We start from the raw sequence: 22,352 nt of genomic DNA, 5'->3' as shown, positions 1-22,352 counted from the left end.
CCGTGAGGGCCGTGCGGCGCGGGAGGCCCGGCGGAACGTTCGGGAGGAGTCGTCATGACAGGACTGCGGTACGTCTACGCCGTCTGCCATCCGCTCGGCGCGCCTCTCCAGGCGGATCTCACCGGCGTCGGGGGCGATCCGCCGCGGCTGCTCACCCACCACGGCCTGATCGCCGTCGTCAGCCATGTGCCGGAGCGCGATTTCGCCGAGGAGCCGCTCCGCGACCACCTCGCGGACCACGACTGGCTCACCGGGACCGCCCGCGCCCACCAGCAGGTGGTCGACGCGCTCACCGCCGTCACCACCCCGCTGCCGCTTCGCCCCGCCACCGTGTTCCGCGACGACAGCGGGGTGCGGGTGATGATGGAGGAGCGCGAGGAGGACTTCCGGCGCACCCTGGACCGGTTGCAGGGACGGGTCGAGTGGGGTGTGCGGGTGTACGACGACACCGGCGCCGGGACGGTGGAGACCCGGGAGTTCATCGACCGGCTGCACGAGACCTTCGCCGCGCACGCCGATGTCGTCCGGCTGCGCCCGGCGCGGATCACCGCCCCGCGGAACGCCCCGCAGGCCGTGCTGGACGCCGCCTATCTGGTGCCCCGTGCGGAATCCGAGGAATTCGTGGAAATCATGGAGCGGGTGAAAGGCGACGTTCCGGGTGTGCGCGTCGAACTCGCCGGGCCGTGGGCGGCCTATTCCTTCGTGGACGCCTTCCTGGACGACGACGTGAATGCATGACGGAACGGCCCGGGGGCCGCAATTGCGGCCCCCGGGCCGTTCGGAAACGAGTCATCTCGCCGGTGTCACCACCTGTACCAGCGGCCCCTGCCCCCGCTCGCGCTCGCCCCACGGAACAGGAATCCGAGCAGCCAGACGACGAGAACGGCGATGGCGATCCACCAGAGTGCCTTCAGCGCGAACCCCGCACCGAAGAGAATCAGCACCAGAAGAAGTACCAGCAGAATGGGAACCATAGTTTTCGACCTCCTGCGATGCGGGTTTCCCGGATCGCGGAAATCATTCGCCCGTCATTCACGGCTCGTCCGCGAACCGTCCGCGGCTCAGGCGTCCTTCCGGCACAGGATCTCCCCGTGCAGGACGCTGAACCAGCCGTCCTCCCGCTCGCCCCACTCCCGCCAGGCCCGGGACACCGCCCGCAGCTGTTCCGCGGTGGCGTGACCCCCCTGCGTGGCGCGCTCCGCGTACGAGGAGGCCACGGTGCGGTCGGCCCACAGTCCGCTCCACCACGCCCGCTCCTCGGCGGTGCTGAAGGTCCAGGTGCCGGAGGTCGCCGTGATGTCGGTGAACCCGGCCTCCAGCGCCCAGGACTTCAGCCGGCGCCCCGCGTCCGGCTCGCCGCCGTTGGCCCGGGCCACCCGGTGGTACAGGTCCAGCCAGTCGTCCATCCCCCGGGACGCGGGATACCAGGTCATCGCCGCGTAGTCCGAGTCGCGGACGGCCACGTACCCGCCCGGCTTCGTCACCCGCCGCATCTCGCGCAGCGCCTGCACGGGATCGCCCACGTGCTGGAGCACCTGGTGGGCGTGGACCACGCAGAACGTGTCGTCCGCGTAGTCCAGGGCGTGGACGTCGGCGACCGCGAAGTCGATGTTGGACAGACCGCGGGCGGCGGCGGTGTCGCGGGCCCGGTCCAGGATGTCCGGCGCGTGGTCGACGCCGGTGACGTGTCCGTCGGGGACCAGGGCCGCCAGGTCGGCGGTGATGGTGCCCGGGCCGCAGCCGATGTCCAGGATCCGCATGTGCGGCTTCAGCGAGTCGAGCAGATAGGCCGCGGAGTTGGCGGCGGTGCGCCAGGTGTGCGACCGCAGGACCGACTCGTGGTGTCCGTGCGTGTAGACGGCGGTCTCCTGCGCTTTCGGCATGGCTCTACCCCTTCTCGGCGTACCGGCCCCGGGCTCCGGGGAGTCCCGGGCGATACCCGTCACCGTACGCTCATGGCCGCATACTGAGATCATTTGTTTCACCATATGGACAGACCGGGGTGTTGGGGCGCAGGCCCCCGCGGGTACGCTGAGGTGGCCGTTTCCGGGGTGGGGGCGGTGTCCGACTCCGGAGGATCCCCGCATGCGACTGGTGCTCGTCCGCCATGGCCAGACCCCCTCGAACGTGGACTATCTGCTGGACACCGCGGTCCCCGGGCCCGGCCTGACCGAGCTGGGCGAACGGCAGGCGGCCGCCCTGCCGGGGGCCCTCGCCGACGAGGACGTCGAGGCGCTGTACGCCTCCACCCTCGTGCGCACCCAGCTCACCGCCGCGCCGCTGGCCGCCGCCCGCGGTCTCGACGTACGCGTCCGCGACGGCATCCGGGAGATCGCCGCGGGCGACCTGGAGATGGCGCCCGGCGGCTCCGCGCCCGGCGAGCGCTACATGCGTACGGCGTTCGCCTGGGCCGCCGGCGACGTGGAGCTGCGCATGCCCGGCGGCGAGAGCGGCGCGGAGTTCCTGGCGCGGTACGACGCCGTGGTCGCCGAGGCCGCGGCGAGCGGCGCGGGGACGGTCGTCCTGGTCAGCCACGGTGCCGCGATCCGCACCTGGGCCGCCGCCCGCGCCGACAACGTCGACGTGCCCTTCGCCGCCGGCCACCGTCTCGCCAACACCGGCACGGTGATCCTGGAGGGCTCCCCGGCGGACGGCTGGAAGGCCCTGGTCTGGGCGGGCGCCACGGTGACCCCGGAAGGGGAGGGCGGCCCGGCGGGCGAGGAGCTTCAGGCGCGCGGCTGACCGGGCTCGGACCGCATGATCCCTGGTCCCGGCCGCCAAACGGTTTGCCGGTTGGCGTGGGCGGACCGCAGAATGCCTCCTCATGGGACATCTGGAAGCCGCGCACCTCGAGTACTACCTCCCCGACGGGAGGGCGTTGCTCGGCGACGTGTCCTTCCGGGTGGGCGAAGGCGCCGTGGTGGCCCTGGTCGGCCCCAACGGCGCCGGCAAGACCACCCTGCTGCGGCTGATCTCCGGCGAGCTGAAGCCGCACGGCGGCACCGTCACCGTCGGCGGCGGCCTCGGCGTGATGCGCCAGTTCGTGGGCTCCGTACGGGACGAGACGACCGTGCGCGACCTGCTCGTGTCGGTGTCCTCGTCCCGGCTCCAGACGGTCGCGAAGGCCGTCGACAAGGCCGAGCACGCCATCATGACCGTCGACGACGAGGCCGCGCAGATCCAGTACGCGCAGGCGCTCTCCGACTGGGCCGAGGCACGCGGCTACGAGGCCGAGACGCTGTGGGACATGTGCACCACGGCCGCGCTCGGGATGCCGTACGACAAGGCGCAGTTCCGGCTCGTGCGCACGCTCTCCGGCGGTGAGCAGAAGCGGCTCGTGCTGGAGGCGCTGCTGCGCGGCACCGACGAGGTGCTGCTGCTCGACGAGCCCGACAACTACCTCGACGTCCCCGGCAAGCGCTGGCTGGAGGAGCGGCTGAAGGAGACCCGCAAGACGGTCCTCTTCGTCTCCCACGACCGCGAACTCCTCTCCCGCGCCGCCGAGAAGATCGTCTCCGTGGAGCCCTCGCCCACCGGCGCCGACGCCTGGGTGCACGGCGGAGGCTTCGCCACCTACCACGACGCCCGCCGCGAACGCTTCGCCCGTTTCGAGGAGTTGCGCCGCCGCTGGGACGAGAAGCACGCCCAGCTGAAGAAGCTGGTCCTGAACCTCCGCCAGGCCGCCTCCATCAGCCACGAGCTGAGCTCCCGCTACCAGGCCGCCCAGACCCGGCTGCGCAAGTTCGAGGAGGCGGGCCCGCCGCCGGAGCCGCCGCGCGAGCAGGACATCACCATGCGCCTCAAGGGCGGCCGCACCGGCGTACGGGCCATCACCTGCAAGGACCTCGAACTGACCGGCCTGATGAAGCCCTTCGACCTGGAGGTCTTCTACGGCGAGCGGGTCGCGGTCCTCGGCTCCAACGGCTCCGGCAAGTCGCACTTCTTGCGGCTGCTGGCCGGCGAGAACGTGACGCACACGGGCGCGTGGAAGCTCGGCGCGCGGGTCGTCCCCGGCCACTTCGCCCAGACCCACGCCCACCCCGAACTCCAGGGCCGCCCCCTTCTCGACATCCTGTGGCAGGAGCACTCCCAGGACCGGGGCGCGGCCATGTCCCGGCTGCGCCGCTACGAGCTGACCCAGCAGGCCGAGCAGACCTTCGACCGGCTCTCCGGGGGCCAGCAGGCCCGCTTCCAGATCCTCCTCCTGGAACTACAGGGCGTCACCGCGCTGCTGCTCGACGAGCCCACCGACAACCTCGACCTGGAATCCGCCGAGGCGCTCCAGGAGGGCCTGGAGGCCTTCGACGGCACGGTCCTCGCCGTCACCCACGACCGCTGGTTCGCCCGCTCCTTCGACCGCTACCTGGTCTTCGGCAGCGACGGCCGGGTCCGGGAGACCCCGGAGCCGGTGTGGGACGAGCGCCGGGTGGAGCGCGCCCGGTAGGGCACCCGGCCCCCGGGGATTCTGCCGGCGCACGGAGGGCCCGAAAGCCCGAATGTTCGTACAGTGGAGGCAGAAGTCGGAACGACGGACGGGGCACCACCATGACCGGAGTCGACCCGGACCGGCTGGACGACCAGCAGCTGATGAAAGAGCTGGAGAACATCCACCGCACGCGCCACGACGCCCTGCTGTACGGCTCGAACGACGCCCTGCGCGCCCACAACGACCGTATGGCCCGGCTCGAGGGCGAGTACCTGCGCCGCAACCCGCGCCGCTTCGTGGCTCCGGGCCGCACCCGCGAGGGAGCCCGGGAACGCGCCGCCGGGCCCGACGGTGCCCGGCGGGCCCCCGCCGGACGCGCGGGCACGGCCGAGGCCCCGGTCGGCAAGTGGGGCCGGGAGACGACGGGCGGCCCCTGACCGCCGGCCCCTGACCGCCGGCCGCCGACGCGGGGGCGGCCATTTCGGCTGCCTGCTCCGGCGGCCTGATCCGGCTGTCGGCTCGGGTTGCCTTCCTCGGCTGTCGGCTCGGGGTTGCCCGCGCAGCGCCGTCACCCGCATGGGCGTCCCTGTCCCGCCAATGGGGTCCGGCCGCGCGCGGTGTGGGCGTGGGCGGGCTGTGATGGTCGCGGGGCCGGTACGAGGTCCCGCCCCGCAGCCGCCGGCCGAAGGAGCCGCCCCATGCGCCGCACCGCCTCTTTCCTGTCCGTCGTCGCCCTGGCCGGTGCCCTGCTGGCCGCCGCCGGCCCGGTCGCGTCCGCGGACCCGGCGGCGGAGGTCAGCCCGGGCAGCGTCGACCCGGGCGGCAGCGTCACCGTCTCCGTGGCCTGCGACCCGCTCGGCGGCACCGCCCCCGAGACCATCGACGCCTCCTCCCTGGGCTTCGAGGACGGCACCGTCCGGCTCACCCGGGTCCCCGGCGGCGACGACGCGGTGTCCGGGCCCGCCTACAGCGGCACCGCCCGCAGCAGCGCCGCCGCGGGCCAGGACGCGGACGAGGGGGTCGGCCCGGACACCGCCTGGACCGTCGACGGCTCCTGCCCGGCCCCGCCCGGCGGACAGGGCAGCCCCTGGAGCGCCACCTTCGACATGACCCGCCCCGGCGGCGGCACCGCCCAGCCGTGCACACCGGCGTACGGCGACACCGGCTCGTCCTGCGATCCGGGCTCCCCCTGCGCCCACCCCGGCAGCTGCTCGACACCCGCCCCGGCGCCGCGTCCCTGCGCCCGCTCCGCGCAGCCCCACGGCGGCACCGCGTCCCACCCCGCCACCTGTCCCCCCGCCACCGTCGAGCACGGCGTCCGGGCCGGTACCGGCGGCGCCTTCCGCGACTCCGTGCCGGCCCTGGCCGCCGGCGGTGTGCTGATCGCCGGCGCGCTGGGCGCGGCCGTGCACCGGCTGTGGCGCCGAGGCTCCGCGCGGGACGCCTGACCGCGCGCACGAGCCGCCCCGGACCGGGCTGCGACCGGCGCGGCGCGGGCGGGCGGCCAGGGGGCGGGGACTCACGGCGTCCGCACGGCCCGGCGCCCACCCCGCCCCGTACGAGACGGTACGAACCACCCGGCCCGCCCCGCCCGGCGGCCGGGGACGGTACAGGGCACCAGCGACGGACTGCGCGGAGGACCCCATGCGGCGCACGGAACCGGAAAGCCACGGACCGGTCCGCTACGGCCCTTCGCTCCCCTCGGACGGACTGCCCGTGCTGCCCGAACTCGCCGCCGTCCTCGCCGCGGCCGCCGACCGCGCCGACGGCGAGCCCGTCGGCGGCGGCCCCGCCCTGCTGGCGGCCGCCGGCGGCTACTGGGATCGGCGCGGCACGCCCGCCGGCCCCGCCAGGACCGTCGCCGGTCCCGGCGCGCCCGCGCTGCTGCTCGCGCTGACCGCCGCGCTCGGCGGCGACGTCCTGGTGCCCCGGCCGTGCGCGGCCTGGTGGGGGCCGTACGCGCGGCTGCTGGGCCGGCCGCTGTTCCATGTGCCGACGCCTGCCGAGTGCGGTGGTGTCCCCGACCCGTACGCCCTGCTGGAGACCGTGCGCCGGGTGCGGGCCGAGGGCGGCGACCCCCGGCTGCTGGTGCTGTCCGTCGCCGACGACCCCACCGCCACCGTGGCGCCGCCGGAGGTGCTGCACGAGGCCGTGGAGGCCGCGGCGGGGGAGGGGCTGCACCTGGTCAGCGACGAGACCTGGCGCGACACCGTGCACGCCCCGCGCGACACCGTGCTGGTGAGCCCCGCCGAGATGCTGCCCGAGCGGGTCACCGTCGTCACCGACCTGGCCGGTGCCCTGCTGCCCGCCGGCTGGCCGGCCGCCGTCGCCCGCTTCCCCGCCTCGGACGCCGGGGACGATCTGCACGCGCGCGTCCTCGACGTCCTGACCGCCCTCGACGCGCGCGTGGCCGCCCCGGTCGCCGCGGCCGCCGCGTACGCCCTGACCGAGCCCGCGCCGGTCGCCCGGCGGGTCGCCGCCGCCGTGGCCCTGCACACGCGCGTGGCGCGGGAGGTGCACACGGCCGTGGTCGCCGCGGGCGCCCTCGCCCGGCCGCCGCGCGCGGGACGGCATCTGTACGTCGATCTCGAGCCCCTGCGCGACGCGCTGGAGCCGCGCGGCATCGGGGACGCACAGGATCTCGAGGACTTCCTCTCCGCCCGGCTCGGGGTGCCGGCGCCGGGCGGCCACCGCTTCGGGGACGATCTCGCGGCGCTGCGCGTGCGCCTGTCCACCGGCCCGCTGCTCGGCGACACGGACGCGCGCCGCACGGAATGCCTGACCTCCCCCGACCCGCTGGAACTGCCGCATGTGCGCGGCGCGTTGACGCATCTGAGAGCGGTTTTCGACGATCTGCGTGACGATGCCCGGCGAGGGGAGCCCCCTCGATGACGCAGCCGTCCGAGTCGGCCACGACCGACACGGTGAACCTCCCGGACACCGGTGCCGCGGCCGCCCCGTCCCCCCTCGCGCCGCCGTTCCCCCCGCTCGCCGAACCCCGCCCGCCGGGCGAACGGCGGGTGTGGCCGCGGACGTTCCACGACCGGCTGACCGCCCCGCTGCCCGGCCTGAAGGCCCTCGCCCGCTTCGCCCGTGAGGGCTCCGTACGCCCGGGCAGGGACGGCCTCGCCGACATCCCCCGGCTGCCCTTCGCGCCCGCCCCGCTGCCCCGCGTGGACGCCGCTGCCGTCGCCGTCTCCTGGGCCGGGCACGCCAGTTGGGTGCTGCGCGTCGGCGGCCTGACCGTCCTCACCGACCCGGTCTGGTCCCGCCGCATCCTCGGCACCCCGGCCCGTATCACCCCCGTCGGCATCCCCTGGGAGGAGCTGCCGCCGATCGACGCGGTCGTCATCAGCCACAACCACTACGACCACCTGGACGCGCCGACGGTGCGCCGGCTCCCGCGCGACACACCGGTGTTCGTGCCGGCCGGGCTCGGACGCTGGTTCCACCGCCGCCGGTTCACCCGTGTCACCGAGCTGGACTGGTGGGAGGCGTCCGAACTGTCCGGCGTGCGCTTCGACTTCGTCCCCGCCCACCACTGGTCCAAGCGGACCCTCACCGACACCTGCCGCTCCCTGTGGGGCGGCTGGGTGCTCACCGCCCCGGACGGGCGGCGCGTGTACTTCGCCGGCGACACCGGGTACGGGCACTGGTTCTCGCGCATCGGCCTGCGCCACCCCGGCATCGATCTCGCCCTGCTGCCCATCGGCGCCTACGACCCCCGCTGGTGGCTCAGCGACGTCCACTGCGACCCGGAGGAGGCGGTCCGGGCCGCCGTCGATCTGGGGGCGCGCCGGATGGCCCCGATGCACTGGGGCGCGTTCGTGCTCTCCGCCGAGCCCGTCCTCGAACCCCTGCTGCGGGTGCGGGCGGCCTGGGCACGGGCCGGGCGGGACCGCGCGGACCTGTGGGACCTTCCGGTGGGGGGTTCACAGGTGCTCGGACAATCCCGTTGCCCGGACGGCCCGGTACGTGGATGATCACCGCTCATGAACCGGCGCAAGCGCAAGAAGGCCGCCCGGCACCTCGTCACGGCGGCCCTGCTGGGCGACGCTCCCCGGGTGCGGGCGCTGCTGCGGGCCGGGGCCGACCCGGACCACGCGGACGGCGACGGCACCACCCCGCTCTACCAGGCCTCCGTGCAGGGGGACGCCGAGATCGCCCGGCTGCTCCTGGCGGCCGGGGCCCGCCCGAACACCGAGAGCGGGCGCGGCTCGGAGGGCACGCCGCTGTGCGGAGCCGCCTGCTGGGGGTACACCGGGACGGTGCGCGTTCTGCTGGCCGGCGGCGCCGACCCGAACCTGCCCGAGGACCACGGCACGGGCTGGACACCCCTGGAGTGGGCCGACCGCGGCCCCCATCCGGAGACGGCCGCCGTACTCGTCGCCGCGGGAGCCGTCCGCAGGATGCCCTCGCCCTAGGCGGCGCGGGTCCCCCGCAGCCTGCGCCAGAGGCTCGGGGCCGCGCTGATCAGCACGGTGAGCGCGACCGCGGCGACGACGCCCTGCCACGGCTCGGGGAACAGCGAGCCGCCGAGGATGCCGATCAGCGCGTAGGCCAGTGCCCAGGCCAGACAGGCCGGCAGATTGCCGCGTACGAAGCGGCGCAGCGGCCAGTCGGCGAGCAGACAGGCCAGCATCACCGGGATCCGGCCCGCGGGCACCAGCCGGGACAGCACCAGCACCGTCGTACCGTGGTCGGCGAGCTTCTCCTGCGCCTGGGCCAGCCGCTCCTCCGGGGCCCGCGACCGTATGGCCTCCAGCCAGCGCGAGCCGTTGCGGGAACGCATGCCCCGCCGCCCCAGCCAGTACAGGGCCGCGTCCCCGCAGAACGCGGCGAGGGACGCCGTCAGGAACACCATCGCCATCGAGAACGGCGCCGCCTGATGGAACGCCACCACCGCCGCCGAACTCACCAGCGCCCCCGTCGGCACCACCGGCACCAGCGCCCCGATCAGCACCAGCAGGAACAGCGAGGGATAGCCGAGCGCCTGCTGCGTGGACTGCGTCGGCACGGTCGTCGCGGCCGCGGCGAGCCACCATCTCACCGCGCGACCTCCAGGCGCACGCTCTCCCCGTGCCCGAGCCGGTGCACCGCCACCCGGGGCGCACGCTCCGCCGCGAGGCGCACGAACTCATCGCCCGGCGCATGGAACTCATGGGGGCGCACGGCGTCCATCCCGATCGGCCAGTACGTGCCGTAGTGCACCGGGACCGCGCAGCGCGGCGCCAGCCGGGCCAGCGCCTCCGCCGCCCGCCCCGCGTCCAGGTGCCCCTCGCCGAGATACGGCCCCCAGCCGCCCACCGGCAGCAGCGCCACCTCGACCGGCCCGACCCTGCGGGCCATGTCCTCGAACAGGCCGGTGTCCCCGGCGAAGTACGTCCGTGCCTCGCCCTCCACGACGTACCCGAGCGCCGGGGTGCGGTGCGGGCCGAACGGCAGCCGCCGCCCGTCGTGACGCGCGGGCACGGCCCGTATCCGCAGGCCGTCGACGGTGACCACATCACCGGGCGCCATCTCGTCGACCCGCAGATGGCGCAGCCGGCGCAGCGCCGGGACGGCGCGCGAGGCACCCCGGGGCACCAGCAGGCGCGTGCCCGGCGCAAGGCGCGCCAGCGAGGGCATATGGAGATGGTCGGCGTGCAGATGGGAGACGAGCGCCACGTCCGCGCGCCAGGCCTCCGGCGGGGGCGGCGCACCCCGGCGGCGGCGCAGGTGGGCGAGGCGGCGGGCGAACAGAGGGTCGGTCAGCACGCGCACGTTCGAATCCTCGACCGTGCAGGTCGCGTGGCCCCACCAGGTGATCTCCACCGGCACCTCTTTGCCTCCTTCGCGCGACTCCCCCGAAGCCTACGGGCAGGAGTAGGGTCGGCGGCGAAACCCGGAGGTGAGGGGGGACGCCATGGGACCGGTGCGGGTCACGGCGATCGCGAGTCTGACGCCGCTCGAGGAACTGGACGCCGATCCCTTCCTGGTGGACTCCCGCAGCCAGCACGCCATGTGCGCCCGCTGGGCGGCCCAGCGGGGCTACGTGGTCAGCCGGGAGCTGCTGGTGCGCGGGCTGCGCGCCGACCACTGCGTGCTGTGGGACGGCGTCCGCCCCGGCGTCGACCTGTTCGTCGCGCCCAGCCGCCGCGTCCTGGAGAGCGCCCTGTCGGACGTCGAGGAGTTCACCGAGGAGTGCTCCCGGCGCGGGGTGCGCGTGGAGACCGTCGGCTACGCCGAACCCGCCTACGACGCGCAGATGAAGGCCCGGGTGCACCGGCGCCTGTCGATGCCGACCGCCGGGTACGACGGCCGCTGACCGAGGGTGGCCGTCGGCGCCGTGTGACAGGGTGGGGGACGGCCCCCGCGGGCATGGGGCCGGAACGTGAGGTGGACGGGGCGTGCGTGGGGTGCGGTGGCGGCGGGCCGTCAGCCAGGTCGGGCGGAGTCTCACGGTGTGGGCCGTCTCCACCCTGACGATGCTGGTGCTCGCGGGGATCCTGCCGGACTTCCGCCTCCAGTCCGCCGACGGCGACAGCGCCACCACCATCGCCGTCACCGCGGCCGTCGGCGCCGGTGTCTTCGGACTTCTGTCGGCCCTTGTCTGGCCGCTGCTGGTCCGGCTGCTGCTGCTCGTGCCGGCGTTCGTCCTGGGCCTGCTGGTGTTCTTCCTCAACGGCTCCCTGCTGCTGATCGCCCTGCGGCTGACCCCGTCCGGGCAGACCGAGGCCGCGCCCGAGACCGCCGTCATCGTCGCCGCCGTGATGTCGGCGGTGGCCTCCGCGACCGGCGCCGCCCTGGCCGTGCGCGACGACGACGCCTACCGCCGCCGGCTGTACCGCCTCGCCGACCGCCGGCGCCGCGGCGGACCGCCCTGCCCGTCCGCCCCCGGCACCGTCCTCCTCCAGCTCGACGGCGTCGGCCACGACGTGCTGGCCGCGGCCGTGCGCAAGGAGCTGATGCCGACGGTCGCCAAGTGGCTGGGGGAGGGGCCCGGCGGGCGCCCCACCCACCGGCTCACCCCCTGGCGCACCGACTGGTCCAGCCAGACCGGCGCCAGCCAGCTCGGCATCCTGCACGGCAGCAACCACGACGTCCCCGCCTTCCGCTGGTACGAGAAGGACACCGGGGAGGTCATGGTCTGCAACCGCCCCACCAGCGCCGTCGAACTCCAGCGCCGCGCCGTCGTGCGCACCGGTGACGGTGGGCTGCTGACCGTCGACGGCGCCAGCCGCGGCAACCTCTTCAGCGGCGGCGCCGACGAACAGGCCCTCGTCCTGTCCATCGCCACCCGGCGGCGCAGCCGCGAGACCCGCTCCCGCGCCGGCTACTTCGCCTACTTCTCCGACCCCGCCAACGCCGTGCGCACCGTCCTGTCGTTCGGCGCCGAGGTGGCCCGCGAGATCGTCCAGTCCACCCGCGCCCGGCTGCGCAAGGAGCGCCCGCGCGTGAAACGCGGCGGTCTCTACCCGCTGGTGCGCGCCTTCGCCACCGTTGTCGAACGGGACGTCGTCGTCGCGGCCGTGACCGGCGACCTGCTCGCCGGCCGCAGCGCCGTCTACGCCGACCTGGTCGCCTACGACGAGGTGGCGCACCACTCCGGACCGCTCGGCCGGGACACCGAACAGGTCCTCGGCCGCCTCGACCGGGCGCTCGCCCTGATCGAGAAGGTCGCCGAGCACGCCCCGCGCCCGTACCGGATCGTCGTCCTGTCCGACCACGGGCAGAGCCCCGGCGAGACCTTCCACGCCCGCTACGGACTCACCCTCGGCGACCTGGTCCGGGCCGGCTGCGGACTGCCCGTGCCGCGCCAGGCCGAGAGGACCCACAGCGGCGCCGAGGCCCGCGCCGCCGTACGCGCCGCGCTGCGCCGGCCCGTCGAGGAGGGCGGCGAACGCCACCGGCCGTCCCGCCGGCGCTCCGAGCCGATCGTGCTGGCCTCCGGCAACCTCGGCCTGATCTCCTTCCCGGACGTGCCGCACCGGATGAGCAAGGAGGAGATCGACGCCCGCCACCCCGCCCTGCTGCCCACCCTCGCCAACCACCCGGGCATCGGCTTCCTGCTGGTCCGCAGCGAGGAGCACGGCGGGCTCGTGCTCGGCGCGGGCGGCGCGGCGATCCCGCTGGACCGGCTCGACGACGAGCCCGGCCCGCTGGCCGCCTTCGGGCCCGGCGCCGCCGACGCCGTACGCCGCACCCACGGCTTCCCGCACACCGCCGACATCATGGTCAACTCCTTCCACGACCCGGCGGACGGCGAGGTCCTCGCCTTCGAGGAGCAGATCGGCTCCCACGGCGGCCTCGGCGGCGCCCAGTCCCGGCCGTTCCTGCTGTCCCCGCTCGCCCTGTCCGTGCCCGTCGCGGACGGCGAGGCGCTGGCCGGCGCCGAACACGTCCACCAGGTGCTGCGCCGCTGGCTGCGCGAGTCCGACGGGCCCCAGGTGCCGCTGGAGACCGCGCCGGAGGAGCGGGCCGCCTGAAAATAGGCTGCGGCCACGGGACCGTACCCACACACTGACGGTGTCGTTCTCCCCGAAAGCCCCAAGGAGCCCCTGCCTTGCAGGCAGCCGTCACGGTCACCCCCGCCCGCGTCCCCGAACTCCTCCTCGGCCTCGCCCCCGTGCGCCCGGTGTTCCTCTGGGGCGCACCCGGCATCGGAAAGTCCTCGCTGGTCAGGGAGTTCGCCGAGTCGCTGGGCCTGGAGTGTGTGAGCCTGCTCGGTACCCAGCTGGCACCGGAGGACCTGATCGGCGTCCCGCAGATCCGCGACGGCCGGTCGGTGTTCTGCCCGCCGGAGGCCATCGCCCGCGACGAGCCGTACTGTCTGTTCCTGGACGAGCTGAACGCGGCCACCCCGGACGTGCAGAAGGCGTTCTACTCGCTGATCCTGGACCGCCGGATCGGCAGCTACCAGCTGCCCGCGGGCTCGATCGTGATCGGCGCCGGCAACCGGGCCACCGACAACGCGCTCGCCCGGCCGATCGCCTCCGCGCTGGTCAACCGCCTCGCCCACATCCATCTGGAAGCCTCCCCGAGGGACTGGCTGGCCTGGGCGGCGGGCCACGGCATCCACCCGTGGATCCTCGACCATCTCACCGACCGCCCCGACCACCTGTGGTCCAAGCCGCCGAAGACCGAGGAGCCGTTCTCGACGCCCCGCTCCTGGCACATGCTCTCCGACGCCCTGTACTCCTTCGGCGAAGGCCTCGACGAGGACACCCTGAGGGTCCTCGCCCACGGCACGCTGACGCCCACGCACGCCACCGCCTTCTGCGGCTACGTCAAGATCGTCCGCAGCCGGTACGGCATCGACGCCGTCCTCAAGGGCGAAGCCTCCTGGCCGCACCGCGTCGAGGACCGCGACCTGCTCTACTACCTCGCCGACTCGTTCCGCGGCCGGCTCGTCAAGGAACTCCCCGCCACCAGGGAACACATGTCGGCGAACGGCCGGCAGACCGCGTACCGCGCCAAGTCGCTGCTCGTGCAGCTCGCCGAGATCTCCGTCGAGGTCGCCCAGACCGTCATCGCCTCCGACGCCGACGGCAACCCCGTGCTGCCCGCCTGGTTCCTGGTGGAGGCGGCCCGGGACATGCCCCGGCTGGTGGAGGCGCGGCGGTGAGCGGGGCCGACCGCGCGAAGAAGAAGCGGGACCTCGCGAAAGAGGCGTTCGACCAGGGCCTGACGCTGATGCGCGGCAACTCCGCGCTCAGGGCCGTCACCTTCGGTATCTGCCGGGGCGAGGACTGCGTGCTCGCACCCCGCGACGGACTCCTGCGCGTCGACTCCGACGGCACCCTGCACGTCCACCCGGCCCGGGTCGCCGACCCCGCCGTGTGGGCCTGGTCGCTCGCCCACGCCGCCCTCCACCTCGGATTCGGCCACCTCCCGGCCGCCGGCGGCCGCCGCGTCCAGCCCGACCGGTACGACCTCGCGGCCCGCTGCACCGTCGTGAACCGGTTCCTGCTGACGCTCCCGGTGGGTACGGCCCCCGACCACCACCCGCTCACCTACCCCGACGGCGACGAGGAACGGCTCGCCGCCCGCTGGCGCCGCAGCGGCCTCCCGGCCGCAAACCAGCGCTGCGGCACCGCCGGACCGGAACCCGACCAGCTGCTGGTGCCCTGGGACACCCGCCGAGGCGGGCAGCCCCCCGACCGGCAGCTGGAGTTCGCCACCGCCCTGACCCGGACCGTGTCCGCCGCGATGGACATGGCGGGCGGCCGCCGCGCCTCCCTCCACGACGAACTCGAACCCAGGCGCCCCTGGGAACAGGCGCTGAGCTGGTTCATCTCCTCCTACCCGCTGCTCGGCGGCATCGCGGCCGGCATCCGGCTCGTCGCCGACGCCGAACTCGCCCGCGCCCACGGCATCCGGATCGCCGCCGTCAACGCCGAGGCCGGCGAGATCTACGTCAACCCGCTGTACCACCTCGACGAAGAGGAGTGGCGGTTCGTCCTCGCCCACGAGATGCTGCACGCCGCCCTGCGCCACGGTGACCGCTGCGGCGCCCGCGACCCCTACCTCTTCAACGTCGCCTGCGACTACGTGATCAACGGCTGGCTGCGCGAGATGCGGGTCGGCACCATGCCCGACGGGCTGCTGCACGACCCGGAGCTGGCCGGCCTGTCCGCCGAGGAGGTCTACGACCGCATCGCCGGCGACCTGCGCCGGATGCGCCGCCTCGCCACCCTGCGCGGCCGGGGCGCCGGCGACATCCTCGGCACCCCGCTGGGCCCGCCCCGCGACCACGTCGACCTCGACGGCCTGTACCGCCGCGGCCTGGCCCGCGGCTTCGACCTGCACGAGCGGCAGGAACGCGGATACCTGCCCGGCGGGCTGGTGGAGGAGATCCGCGCCCTCAGCCATCCGCCGCTGCCCTGGGACGCCCGGCTGGCCCGCTGGTTCGACGAGTTCGTCCCCCGGCCGCAGCCGGTCCGGTCCTACGCCCGGCCCGCCCGCCGCCAGGCCTCCACCCCCGACATCCCGCGCGCCGGCCGCTGGTTCCCGCCCGAGGAGGTGCCCCGCTGCACGTTCGGAGTCGTCCTGGACACCTCCGGATCCATGGACCGCACCCTCCTCGGCAAGGCCCTCGGCGCCATCGCCTCCTACGCCGCGGCCCGCGACGTACCCGCCGCCCGCGTCGTCTTCTGCGACGCCGCACCGCACGACGCCGGCTATCTGCCCGTCGCCGAGATCGCGGGCCGGGTCCGGGTGCACGGCCGCGGCGGCACGGCCTTGCAGCCCGGCATCGACCTGCTCCACCGCGCCGACGACTTCCCGCCCGGCGCACCCGTCCTGGTCATCACCGACGGCTGGTGCGACGTCCTGCGGATCCGGCGCGAACACGCCTACCTGGTCCCGCAGGGCGCCCGGCTGCCGTTCACGGCCCGGGGGCCGGTGTTCCGCGTGCGGTGAGCGAGAGTGTGATCGGATGGGACCCACGGAAACCCGTCCGACGGGAAACCCACGCGAAAGGAACAACCGTGGCCACCACGCGCTCCGCACACACCGTCTGGGAAGGCAACCTGCTCGAGGGCAACGGAGTCGTCACCTTCGACTCCTCCGGCATCGGTCAGCAGCCGGTGTCGTGGCCGTCGCGCGCCGAGGCGGCGAACGGCAAGACCAGCCCCGAGGAGCTGATCGCCGCCGCCCACTCCAGCTGCTTCTCCATGGCCCTCTCGCACGGCCTGGCCGGCGCGGGCACGCCGCCCACCAAGCTCGTCACCTCCGCCGATGTGACCTTCCAGCCGGGTACGGGCATCACCGGCATCCACCTCACCGTGGAGGGCACGGTCCCCGGCCTGGACGACGACGCGTTCGTCGCCGCCGCCGAGGACGCCAAGAAGAACTGCCCGGTCAGCCAGGCCCTCACCGGCACGACGATCACCCTGTCGGCCAAGCTCGCCTGACCCGCCCCACCGGTCCGCCGGACGCCCCGCCCACCCGGGCGGGGCGTTCCGGCGGTCCCGGTGCGCCCCGCCCCGTGCCCGGGAGCCGATGACGTGCCACCCCGCCCCGCCGTCTCCGCCCACCGCGGAGGCACCGAACACTTCGGCGCCGCGACCTGGGCGGCGTACGAGGACGCGCTCGCCTGTGGCGCCGAGTACGTCGAGTTCGACGTCCGGCGCACCGCCGACGGCGTCCTCGTCGTCCACCACGACGCCCGCGCCGGCGGCCCCGCCGGACCGCCCCTGCACCGCATCACCCACGCCGAGCTGTGCCTGCGCGCCGGACACGCCGTCCCGGTCGTCGAGGACGTGATGGCGCTGGTCGCCGGGAAGCTCGTGGGTCACCTGGACCTGAAGGAGACCGGCTACGAGCACCGGCTGATGGACCGCGCGATCGCCCTGCTCGGCCGGGACGGCTTCGTCGCCACCAGCCTGGAGGACCGGTCCGTCGCCGCGATCACCCGGGCCTTCCCCGGCGTCCGCACCGTGCTCTCCCTGGGCCGCGACCGCCGGGAGGTCCACGCGGCCCGGCTGGCCGCGACCCGGGCGAGCGAACTGTTCCCGCTGCGCCGGCTGCGCGCCTGCGGGGCGCACGGGGTGGCCGCGCACCGGCTCCTCGCCCGCGCCACCGTGCTGCGGCGGGCCGCCCGGCACGGGCTGTTCACCATGGTCTGGACGGTCAACGACGACGCCGGCCTGCGGACCTTCCTCGCCGACACCCGCGTGGACGTCCTGGTCACCGACCGGCCCCGGCGGGCCGTGGAACTGCGCGGGGAACCGCGCCGCACGCTCCCGGCGGGACATCTGTCCCATTGACAGCCGACCGCTCACGTTCTGTCCTGGAACTCCGGCGGCGCGGAAGCCTCCCGGGCGGACGGCCGCCGGGCGGGGCTCCCCGGCGCAAGGCCCGGCGGAGGGCCTCCTGGCAGAAGGGGACAGCGATGGGACGTCCGGTCGGGATCGATCTCGGGACCACGAACTCGGTGGTCGCCGTCCTGGAGGGCGGCGAACCCGCCGTCGTCGCCAACGCGGAGGGCGCCAGGACCACCCCGTCGGTGGTGGCCTTCGCCAAGAACGGAGAGGTGCTCGTCGGCGAGGTCGCCAAACGGCAGGCCGTGACCAACGTCGACCGTACGGCCCGCTCGGTCAAACGGCACATGGGGAACACGGCCTGGCGGTTCCCCGACCAGGGGTCCGTGGACGGCACCCGCTACCGGGCCCAGGAGCTGTCCGCGCGGGTGCTCCAGAAGCTGAAGCGGGACGCCGAGGCCTATCTCGGCGAGGACGTCACCGACGCGGTGATCACCGTGCCCGCCTACTTCGACGACTCCCAGCGCCAGGCCACCAAGGAGGCCGGGGAGATCGCCGGACTGAAGGTGCTGCGCATCGTCAACGAGCCCACCGCCGCGGCCCTCGCCTACGGCCTCGACCGCGGCGAGGAGCAGACCGTCCTCGTCTTCGACCTCGGCGGCGGCACCTTCGACGTCTCCCTCCTGGAGATCGGCGACGGCGTCATCGAGGTCAAGGCCACCAACGGCGACACCCACCTCGGCGGCGACGACTGGGACCAGCGGGTCGTCGAGCACCTCGTGCGGAAGTTCAAGGGACAGCAGGGCATCGACCTGGGCAACGACAAGATGGCCGTGCAACGGCTGCGCGAGGCCGCCGAGAAGGCGAAGATCGAACTGTCCTCGTCCTCCGAGACGGCCGTCAACCTCCCCTATGTCACCGCCACCGCCCAGGGTCCGCTCCACCTGGAGGAGAGGCTCACGCGCGCCCAGTTCCAGGAACTCACCGCCGACCTGCTCGACCGCTGCCGTACCCCCTTCCACCAGGCGGTCAAGGACGCGAACGTGAAGCTGTCCGCGATCGACCACGTCATCCTGGTCGGCGGCTCCACCCGGATGCCCGCCGTCACCGACCTGGTGCGGGAGCTGACCGGCAAGGACCCGCACAAGGGCGTCAACCCCGACGAGGTGGTGGCCGTCGGAGCCGCCCTCCAGGCCGGCGTCATCCGCGGTGACGTGAAGGACGTCCTGCTCCTGGACGTGACCCCGCTGTCCCTCGGCATCGAGACCAAGGGCGGCATCATGACGAAGCTGATCGAACGCAACACCACGATCCCCACCCGGCGTTCGGAGATCTTCACCACGGCCGCCGACAACCAGCCCTCCGTCGGTATCCAGGTCTACCAGGGCGAACGCGAGATCGCCGCGTACAACAAGAAGCTCGGTGTCTTCGACCTCACCGGACTGCCGCCGGCCCCGCGCGGGGTGCCGCAGATCGAGGTCGCCTTCGACATCGACGCCGACGGGATCATGCACGTCTCCGCGAAGGACCTGGCGACCGGCCGCGAGCAGAAGATGACCGTGACCGGCGGCTCGGCGCTGCCCAAGAACGACATCGACCGCATGATGCGCGAGGCGGAGCAGTACGCCGAGGAGGACCGCGCCCGCCGGGAGACCGCCGAGACCCGCAACCAGGCCGAGCAACTCGTCTACCAGACAGAGAAGTTCGTCCGGGAGAACGAGGAGCGGGTGCCGGCCGAGACCCGGGCGGAGGTGAGCGCCGCGGCCGACGAGCTCAAGGACCTGCTGGAGCGCGAGGCCGACACCACCACCCTGCAGGCGGGCGTCGAGAAGCTCGCCGCGGTCAGTCAGCGCATGGGCCAGGCGATGTACGCCCAGGCCCCGCAGGACGCCGGCCCCCGGCCCCCGCAGGACGCCGGGACCCCCGAGGACCACCGGGCGGCCGAGGACGAGGACCAGGTCGTCGACGCGGAGATCGTGGACGACGAACGGGACGGCCGGCAGGGCACCTGAGGGCCCTGCCGGCCGTCCCGGCGGCTCAGAGCAGGCCCGTGAGACCCCGGATCGCCTCCTGCGCCCACTCCTGGGCGCCCACCGTCGCACCGGCCGCGGCGCCCGTCGCGACCGGGGCGAGGGCTCCCTTGAGGCCGTTCAGGGCGCGGCGCAGCCGGCCCGGCTCGGGGGCGTCGGGGCCGGTGATCTCCGCGAGCACCTCCTGGGCCGCCGCGTCGGCGTCCTCCCGGTCCGCGTCGGCGAGGCCGGCGTCGGGCAGCCGCCGGCGCAGGTCGGTCACCAGCTGGGCCAGGGCCTCGAAGCCGGGGGCGACGGAGGTGTTGTTCTGCTGGTTCAGGGTGACGTTGTCGTTGTTCCAGGCGAACACGTTGCCCGAGGCGGGTCCGTGGAAGACCGGACCGTCGTAGTTGTTCACCTGCTGCGGCTCGCTCATGTGTCCGCTCCGTTCCGGTCGGTCCGCTGGATGACCCGGGTGTTGTTCCAGAAGAACTGGCAGTTGGTGACGGCGTCGTTGATCACGGGGCCGTAGTAGTTGTTGACGACGGTCGCGGGCGGGGGAGCGGCCGTCTCGGGGGCGCTCTCGACGACGGGCAGGGAGGTGTCGAGCGACACCAGTTCGATCAGGCCGTTGCGCTGCGCGGCCTGGTTCCCGGTCCCCGTCACGGAGCAGTCCGCGACGCGGCCGCGGCTCTCCCCCTGGGCGGCGATCCCCACCGCGCAGTCGGCGAACCGGCTCGCGGCCACGTCGAGGAAGGCGGAGTCCCGGCCGAGCAGACCGACGCCGTCCGCGTCGGTGACGGCGAGACCGCGCGCCTCGAACGTCGAGGTGCCGCTCGCGAGGGCACCCACCCGTACCCCGGCGGCCGCGCAGTCGCGCAGGCGCAGCTGGGCCTCCTCGACGGAGCCGAAGCCCAGCAGCGCGCCCCGGACGAGGACGTCCCGGAGTGCGATCCGGGACCGGCCGCCGGCGGCCACCGCGGCCATGGAGCAGTCACCGAATCGCGCGTCCGTCAGCTCGACCGTCGTCGAGGGGTCGCCGAGCACCTCCAGCCCGGCCGCGCACCGCCGGACGTCCACCCCCGCGAACACGGCCCGGGACCCGTCCCGCACCCGCAGGGCGACGCTCGTCAGACGCTCGATGTCGATCCGCGCGAAGTCGCCCCGGCCCTTGTCCATGACGGCCACGCCCACATTGCCGCCCGAGATGCGGCAGCCGTCGATCCGCGGCGTGGCGCCCCCGGTCGAGAAGACCGAGACCCCGCCCGCGTCGACGACCTCGCACTCCTCGAACGTGCCCCGGCCCGCGGGCTGCACGTTGATGCCGGTGTCGCGGCAGCCGGTGAACACGCAGCGCCGCACCACCGGGTCGGCGCCGCTCTCCACCGAGATCCCGTTCTCCGCGTCGGTGACCCGCGTGTCGTGCACCAGGCCCCGGGACTGTTCGAGGAAGTAGAGCGCGTCGGCGTGGACGGCGGTGATCGTGCAGTGCGCGACGACGAGTTCGGCGCGGGTGTCCGCGGCGAGGGCCGCCTTCTCGATCCGGGTGAACTCGCATCCGGTGACGGTGGCCGACGCGTCGCTGACCCGCAGCCCGTGGATCCGGCTGCCCTCGATCCGGCTGTCGCGCACCGTGACCCGGGCGCCCTCGATCACCGCGAGGGCGTTGTCGGCGGCGTCCACGAACCGGCACCGCTCGACGACGCCGGTCGCCCCGGCGAACAGGACCCGGCCGTAGCGGAACTGACCGTTCGTCAGCGTCACCGAGGTGCCGCGCCGGGCGTGCACACAGACCCCGCCGTGGGCGTGGACCTCCACCCCGTCGAGGGTGAGGGCGCCGGCCCGGCAGTCGACCGCGTCGGCGCCCCGGCCCACCAGCACCAGGCCCCGTACGGACACCGCCCCGGAGGCGGTCAGCGCGCTGCCCTGCGCGGGGCTCACCACCACGGAGCCCGGCTCGCCGAGCGCGACCAGCTCGACCGTGCCGTGGACGGCGAGCGTCTCCTCGTAGCGGCCGGGCCTGATCTCGATCCGGGCCGCCCGGTCGCGCGCGGCGGAGCGCAGGGCGGAGCCGATGTCGCCGTAGGTGCCCCGGCCTCCGTGCGGTGCGACCACGTACCGCCTGACCATGCCTGCCTGCCCCCGCGGCGCTCGTCCGGACGTGTCGATCCTTCGGCGCCGCCGATGCTACCGGAGGGGCCGGCGGGAGGAGCGCTCCCGGACGCCGCCCGTGCGCGGCCCCGACTTTCTTCGGGGCGAGGGCGTCACGGGACGGAGCGCCCCCGGGGGCCGGGCTCAGGGCTTGCGGGCGACTCCCGCGTACACCGGGACGATGCCCTCGGCCTGGATCGCCACGTCCTCGGGGTCCGGCCGCCAGCCGGACACCGGGATCAGGCCCGGGCCGAGCAGCTCCAGGCCGTCGAAGAAGCGGGCGAACTCGGGGAGGGACCGCGGGTGGAAGGGGGTGCCGCTGTGCCGGAAGGCGTTCGCCGCCTTCTCGATCGCCTCGGGGCTGAGGTCCGGGGTCACCTGGGAGAGGATCAGCCAGCTGCCGGGGGCGAGCCTCGACACGTACTCCCTGACCAGCTCGTACGCGGTGTCGTCCAGGTAGTGCGTCAGCGCCACCAGGGACAGCGCGACCGGCTGGGCGAGGTCGAGGGAGTCGGCCGCCCGCCCGAGCAGGACGTCGAGGTCGCGGACGTCGGCGTGCACGTACTCCGTGGACCCCTCGGGCGAGCCGTGCAGCAGGGCCTCCGCGTGCCGCAGCACGATCGGGTCGTTGTCCGCGTACACGACCCTCGCCCGTGCCGCCACGCCCTGCGCGACCTGGTGCAGGTTGGGCTCGGTGGGGATGCCCGTGCCGATGTCCAGGAACTGGCGTATCCCGGACTCGGCGGCGGCCCGTACGGCCCGGATCATGAAGCGGCGGTTGGCCCGCGCGCCGCGCAGGACGGTGCCGTCGACGGCGAGGATCTTCCGGGCCAGTTCCTCGTCCACCGGATAGTTGTCCTTGCCGCCCAGCCACCAGTCGTAGACGCGGGCCGGGTGCGGTCGGCTGGTGTCGATGCGGGGAGCTGCGGACTCGGTCATGCGGGGTCTTCTCCTCGGGCTCGGGACGGGACGGGGCGTACGGGCGGGCTGCGGTGCGTGGGGCGGGGCGGGGCGTACGGG

The 22,352-nt window shown here is 74.5% G+C and carries 22 protein-coding genes; 15 read left to right on the top strand and 7 right to left on the bottom strand.

Features of this window, described 5'->3' with window-relative positions; all coding sequences use genetic code 11:
* Positions 1-54: 54 nt before the first annotated feature.
* Positions 55-738: a GvpL/GvpF family gas vesicle protein gene (locus IE275_RS16460; protein WP_189712040.1), complete on the top strand. Its 684-nt coding sequence runs from the start codon at positions 55-57 to the stop codon at positions 736-738.
* A 65-nt stretch (positions 739-803) separates the two neighbouring features.
* Here the strand turns inward: IE275_RS16460 and IE275_RS16455 are convergent, their stop codons facing one another.
* Together IE275_RS16455 and IE275_RS16450 are read right to left on the bottom strand one after the other, a co-directional pair.
* Positions 804-974 carry a hydrophobic protein gene (locus tag IE275_RS16455; RefSeq protein ID WP_189712039.1) on the bottom strand — a complete coding sequence of 57 codons (171 nt, stop codon included), beginning with the start codon at positions 972-974 and terminating at the stop codon, positions 804-806.
* 87 nt (positions 975-1,061) lie between these two features.
* Complete coding sequence (locus IE275_RS16450) at positions 1,062-1,883, bottom strand: class I SAM-dependent methyltransferase (protein ID WP_189712038.1); 822 nt, start codon at positions 1,881-1,883, stop codon at positions 1,062-1,064.
* Between the two features lie 202 nt (positions 1,884-2,085).
* Here IE275_RS16450 and IE275_RS16445 point away from each other — a divergent pair, with 202 nt between their 5' ends.
* From IE275_RS16445 to IE275_RS16415, 7 genes are all read left to right on the top strand, one after another.
* Positions 2,086-2,742: a histidine phosphatase family protein gene (locus IE275_RS16445; protein ID WP_189712037.1), complete on the top strand. Its 657-nt coding sequence runs from the start codon at positions 2,086-2,088 to the stop codon at positions 2,740-2,742.
* An 82-nt stretch (positions 2,743-2,824) separates the two neighbouring features.
* Entirely contained in the window at positions 2,825-4,444 is a 1,620-nt protein-coding gene (locus tag IE275_RS16440) for an ATP-binding cassette domain-containing protein (protein WP_189712036.1), read from the top strand.
* A gap of 101 nt (positions 4,445-4,545) precedes the next feature.
* The gene (locus IE275_RS16435; RefSeq protein ID WP_373299235.1) at positions 4,546-4,863 is read left to right on the top strand and encodes a DUF6158 family protein; all 318 of its coding nucleotides are present in this window, start codon (positions 4,546-4,548) and stop codon (positions 4,861-4,863) included.
* A gap of 261 nt (positions 4,864-5,124) precedes the next feature.
* A complete protein-coding gene (locus IE275_RS16430) occupies positions 5,125-5,874 on the top strand; it encodes a hypothetical protein (RefSeq protein WP_189712035.1) in 750 nt (249 codons plus the stop codon).
* 196 nt (positions 5,875-6,070) lie between these two features.
* Positions 6,071-7,318, top strand: coding sequence for an aminotransferase class I/II-fold pyridoxal phosphate-dependent enzyme (locus tag IE275_RS16425; protein ID WP_189712034.1), 1,248 nt, complete (start codon positions 6,071-6,073; stop codon positions 7,316-7,318).
* Positions 7,315-8,409 (top strand): MBL fold metallo-hydrolase, encoded by a 1,095-nt coding sequence (locus IE275_RS16420; protein ID WP_189712033.1) that lies wholly within the window; start codon positions 7,315-7,317, stop codon positions 8,407-8,409. Before IE275_RS16425 ends, IE275_RS16420 begins: the two co-directional genes overlap by 4 nt.
* A 9-nt stretch (positions 8,410-8,418) precedes the next feature.
* Entirely contained in the window at positions 8,419-8,850 is a 432-nt protein-coding gene (locus IE275_RS16415) for an ankyrin repeat domain-containing protein (RefSeq protein ID WP_189712032.1), read from the top strand.
* Here the strand turns inward: IE275_RS16415 and IE275_RS16410 are convergent.
* Positions 8,847-9,476 (bottom strand): DedA family protein, encoded by a 630-nt coding sequence (locus IE275_RS16410; RefSeq protein ID WP_189712031.1) that lies wholly within the window; start codon positions 9,474-9,476, stop codon positions 8,847-8,849. The two genes, IE275_RS16415 and IE275_RS16410, sit on opposite strands and share 4 nt — an antisense overlap.
* Positions 9,473-10,246, bottom strand: a complete 774-nt coding sequence (locus IE275_RS16405; RefSeq protein ID WP_189712030.1) for an MBL fold metallo-hydrolase — start codon at positions 10,244-10,246, stop codon at positions 9,473-9,475. The genes IE275_RS16410 and IE275_RS16405 overlap by 4 nt, the downstream gene beginning before the upstream one ends.
* Positions 10,247-10,331: 85 nt before the next feature.
* Between IE275_RS16405 and IE275_RS16400 the strand changes: the two genes are divergently transcribed.
* From IE275_RS16400 to dnaK, 7 genes are all read left to right on the top strand, one after another.
* The gene (locus IE275_RS16400) at positions 10,332-10,733 is read left to right on the top strand and encodes a hypothetical protein (RefSeq protein WP_189712029.1); all 402 of its coding nucleotides are present in this window, start codon (positions 10,332-10,334) and stop codon (positions 10,731-10,733) included.
* A gap of 136 nt (positions 10,734-10,869) precedes the next feature.
* Entirely contained in the window at positions 10,870-12,894 is a 2,025-nt protein-coding gene (locus IE275_RS16395) for a phage holin family protein (RefSeq protein WP_373299236.1), read from the top strand.
* Between the two features lie 77 nt (positions 12,895-12,971).
* Positions 12,972-14,033: an ATP-binding protein gene (locus IE275_RS16390; protein WP_189712027.1), complete on the top strand. Its 1,062-nt coding sequence runs from the start codon at positions 12,972-12,974 to the stop codon at positions 14,031-14,033.
* The gene (locus IE275_RS16385) at positions 14,030-15,829 is read left to right on the top strand and encodes a vWA domain-containing protein (RefSeq protein ID WP_229870265.1); all 1,800 of its coding nucleotides are present in this window, start codon (positions 14,030-14,032) and stop codon (positions 15,827-15,829) included. Before IE275_RS16390 ends, IE275_RS16385 begins: the two co-directional genes overlap by 4 nt.
* A gap of 68 nt (positions 15,830-15,897) precedes the next feature.
* Positions 15,898-16,323 (top strand): OsmC family protein, encoded by a 426-nt coding sequence (locus tag IE275_RS16380; RefSeq protein ID WP_189712026.1) that lies wholly within the window; start codon positions 15,898-15,900, stop codon positions 16,321-16,323.
* A gap of 93 nt (positions 16,324-16,416) precedes the next feature.
* Positions 16,417-17,178: a glycerophosphodiester phosphodiesterase family protein gene (locus tag IE275_RS16375; RefSeq protein ID WP_189712025.1), complete on the top strand. Its 762-nt coding sequence runs from the start codon at positions 16,417-16,419 to the stop codon at positions 17,176-17,178.
* Between the two features lie 125 nt (positions 17,179-17,303).
* Positions 17,304-19,184, top strand: coding sequence for a molecular chaperone DnaK (dnaK, locus tag IE275_RS16370; protein WP_189712024.1), 1,881 nt, complete (start codon positions 17,304-17,306; stop codon positions 19,182-19,184).
* Between the two features lie 25 nt (positions 19,185-19,209).
* Here dnaK and IE275_RS16365 read toward each other — a convergent pair whose 3' ends face one another.
* From IE275_RS16365 to IE275_RS16355, 3 genes are all read right to left on the bottom strand, one after another.
* Positions 19,210-19,617, bottom strand: coding sequence for a hypothetical protein (locus tag IE275_RS16365; protein WP_189712023.1), 408 nt, complete (start codon positions 19,615-19,617; stop codon positions 19,210-19,212).
* Positions 19,614-21,296 carry a right-handed parallel beta-helix repeat-containing protein gene (locus tag IE275_RS16360; protein ID WP_229870264.1) on the bottom strand — a complete coding sequence of 561 codons (1,683 nt, stop codon included), beginning with the start codon at positions 21,294-21,296 and terminating at the stop codon, positions 19,614-19,616. The genes IE275_RS16365 and IE275_RS16360 overlap by 4 nt, the downstream gene beginning before the upstream one ends.
* Positions 21,297-21,476: 180 nt before the next feature.
* Positions 21,477-22,271 (bottom strand): SAM-dependent methyltransferase, encoded by a 795-nt coding sequence (locus IE275_RS16355; RefSeq protein ID WP_189712021.1) that lies wholly within the window; start codon positions 22,269-22,271, stop codon positions 21,477-21,479.
* Positions 22,272-22,352 lie beyond the last annotated feature (81 nt).

This window comes from Streptomyces phaeofaciens (assembly GCF_014648915.1).
GTDB lineage: Bacteria > Actinomycetota > Actinomycetes > Streptomycetales > Streptomycetaceae > Streptomyces > Streptomyces phaeofaciens.
The sequence above is the reverse complement of the archived record's forward strand: the minus strand, read 5'-3'. Positions and strand labels throughout refer to the sequence as shown.

Bases quoted from the DNA above. Each gene is read 5' to 3' on its own strand.
- IE275_RS16460 (WP_189712040.1), top strand. From the start codon at position 55: ATGACAGGACTGCGGTACGTCTACGCCGTCTGCCATCCGCTCGGCGCG.
- IE275_RS16455 (WP_189712039.1), bottom strand. From the start codon at position 974: ATGGTTCCCATTCTGCTGGTACTTCTTCTGGTGCTGATTCTCTTCGGT.
- IE275_RS16450 (WP_189712038.1), bottom strand. From the start codon at position 1,883: ATGCCGAAAGCGCAGGAGACCGCCGTCTACACGCACGGACACCACGAG.
- IE275_RS16445 (WP_189712037.1), top strand. From the start codon at position 2,086: ATGCGACTGGTGCTCGTCCGCCATGGCCAGACCCCCTCGAACGTGGAC.
- IE275_RS16440 (WP_189712036.1), top strand. From the start codon at position 2,825: ATGGGACATCTGGAAGCCGCGCACCTCGAGTACTACCTCCCCGACGGG.
- IE275_RS16435 (WP_373299235.1), top strand. From the start codon at position 4,546: ATGACCGGAGTCGACCCGGACCGGCTGGACGACCAGCAGCTGATGAAA.
- IE275_RS16430 (WP_189712035.1), top strand. From the start codon at position 5,125: ATGCGCCGCACCGCCTCTTTCCTGTCCGTCGTCGCCCTGGCCGGTGCC.
- IE275_RS16425 (WP_189712034.1), top strand. From the start codon at position 6,071: ATGCGGCGCACGGAACCGGAAAGCCACGGACCGGTCCGCTACGGCCCT.
- IE275_RS16420 (WP_189712033.1), top strand. From the start codon at position 7,315: ATGACGCAGCCGTCCGAGTCGGCCACGACCGACACGGTGAACCTCCCG.
- IE275_RS16415 (WP_189712032.1), top strand. From the start codon at position 8,419: ATGAACCGGCGCAAGCGCAAGAAGGCCGCCCGGCACCTCGTCACGGCG.
- IE275_RS16400 (WP_189712029.1), top strand. From the start codon at position 10,332: ATGGGACCGGTGCGGGTCACGGCGATCGCGAGTCTGACGCCGCTCGAG.
- dnaK (WP_189712024.1), top strand. From the start codon at position 17,304: ATGGGACGTCCGGTCGGGATCGATCTCGGGACCACGAACTCGGTGGTC.
- IE275_RS16365 (WP_189712023.1), bottom strand. From the start codon at position 19,617: ATGAGCGAGCCGCAGCAGGTGAACAACTACGACGGTCCGGTCTTCCAC.
- IE275_RS16355 (WP_189712021.1), bottom strand. From the start codon at position 22,271: ATGACCGAGTCCGCAGCTCCCCGCATCGACACCAGCCGACCGCACCCG.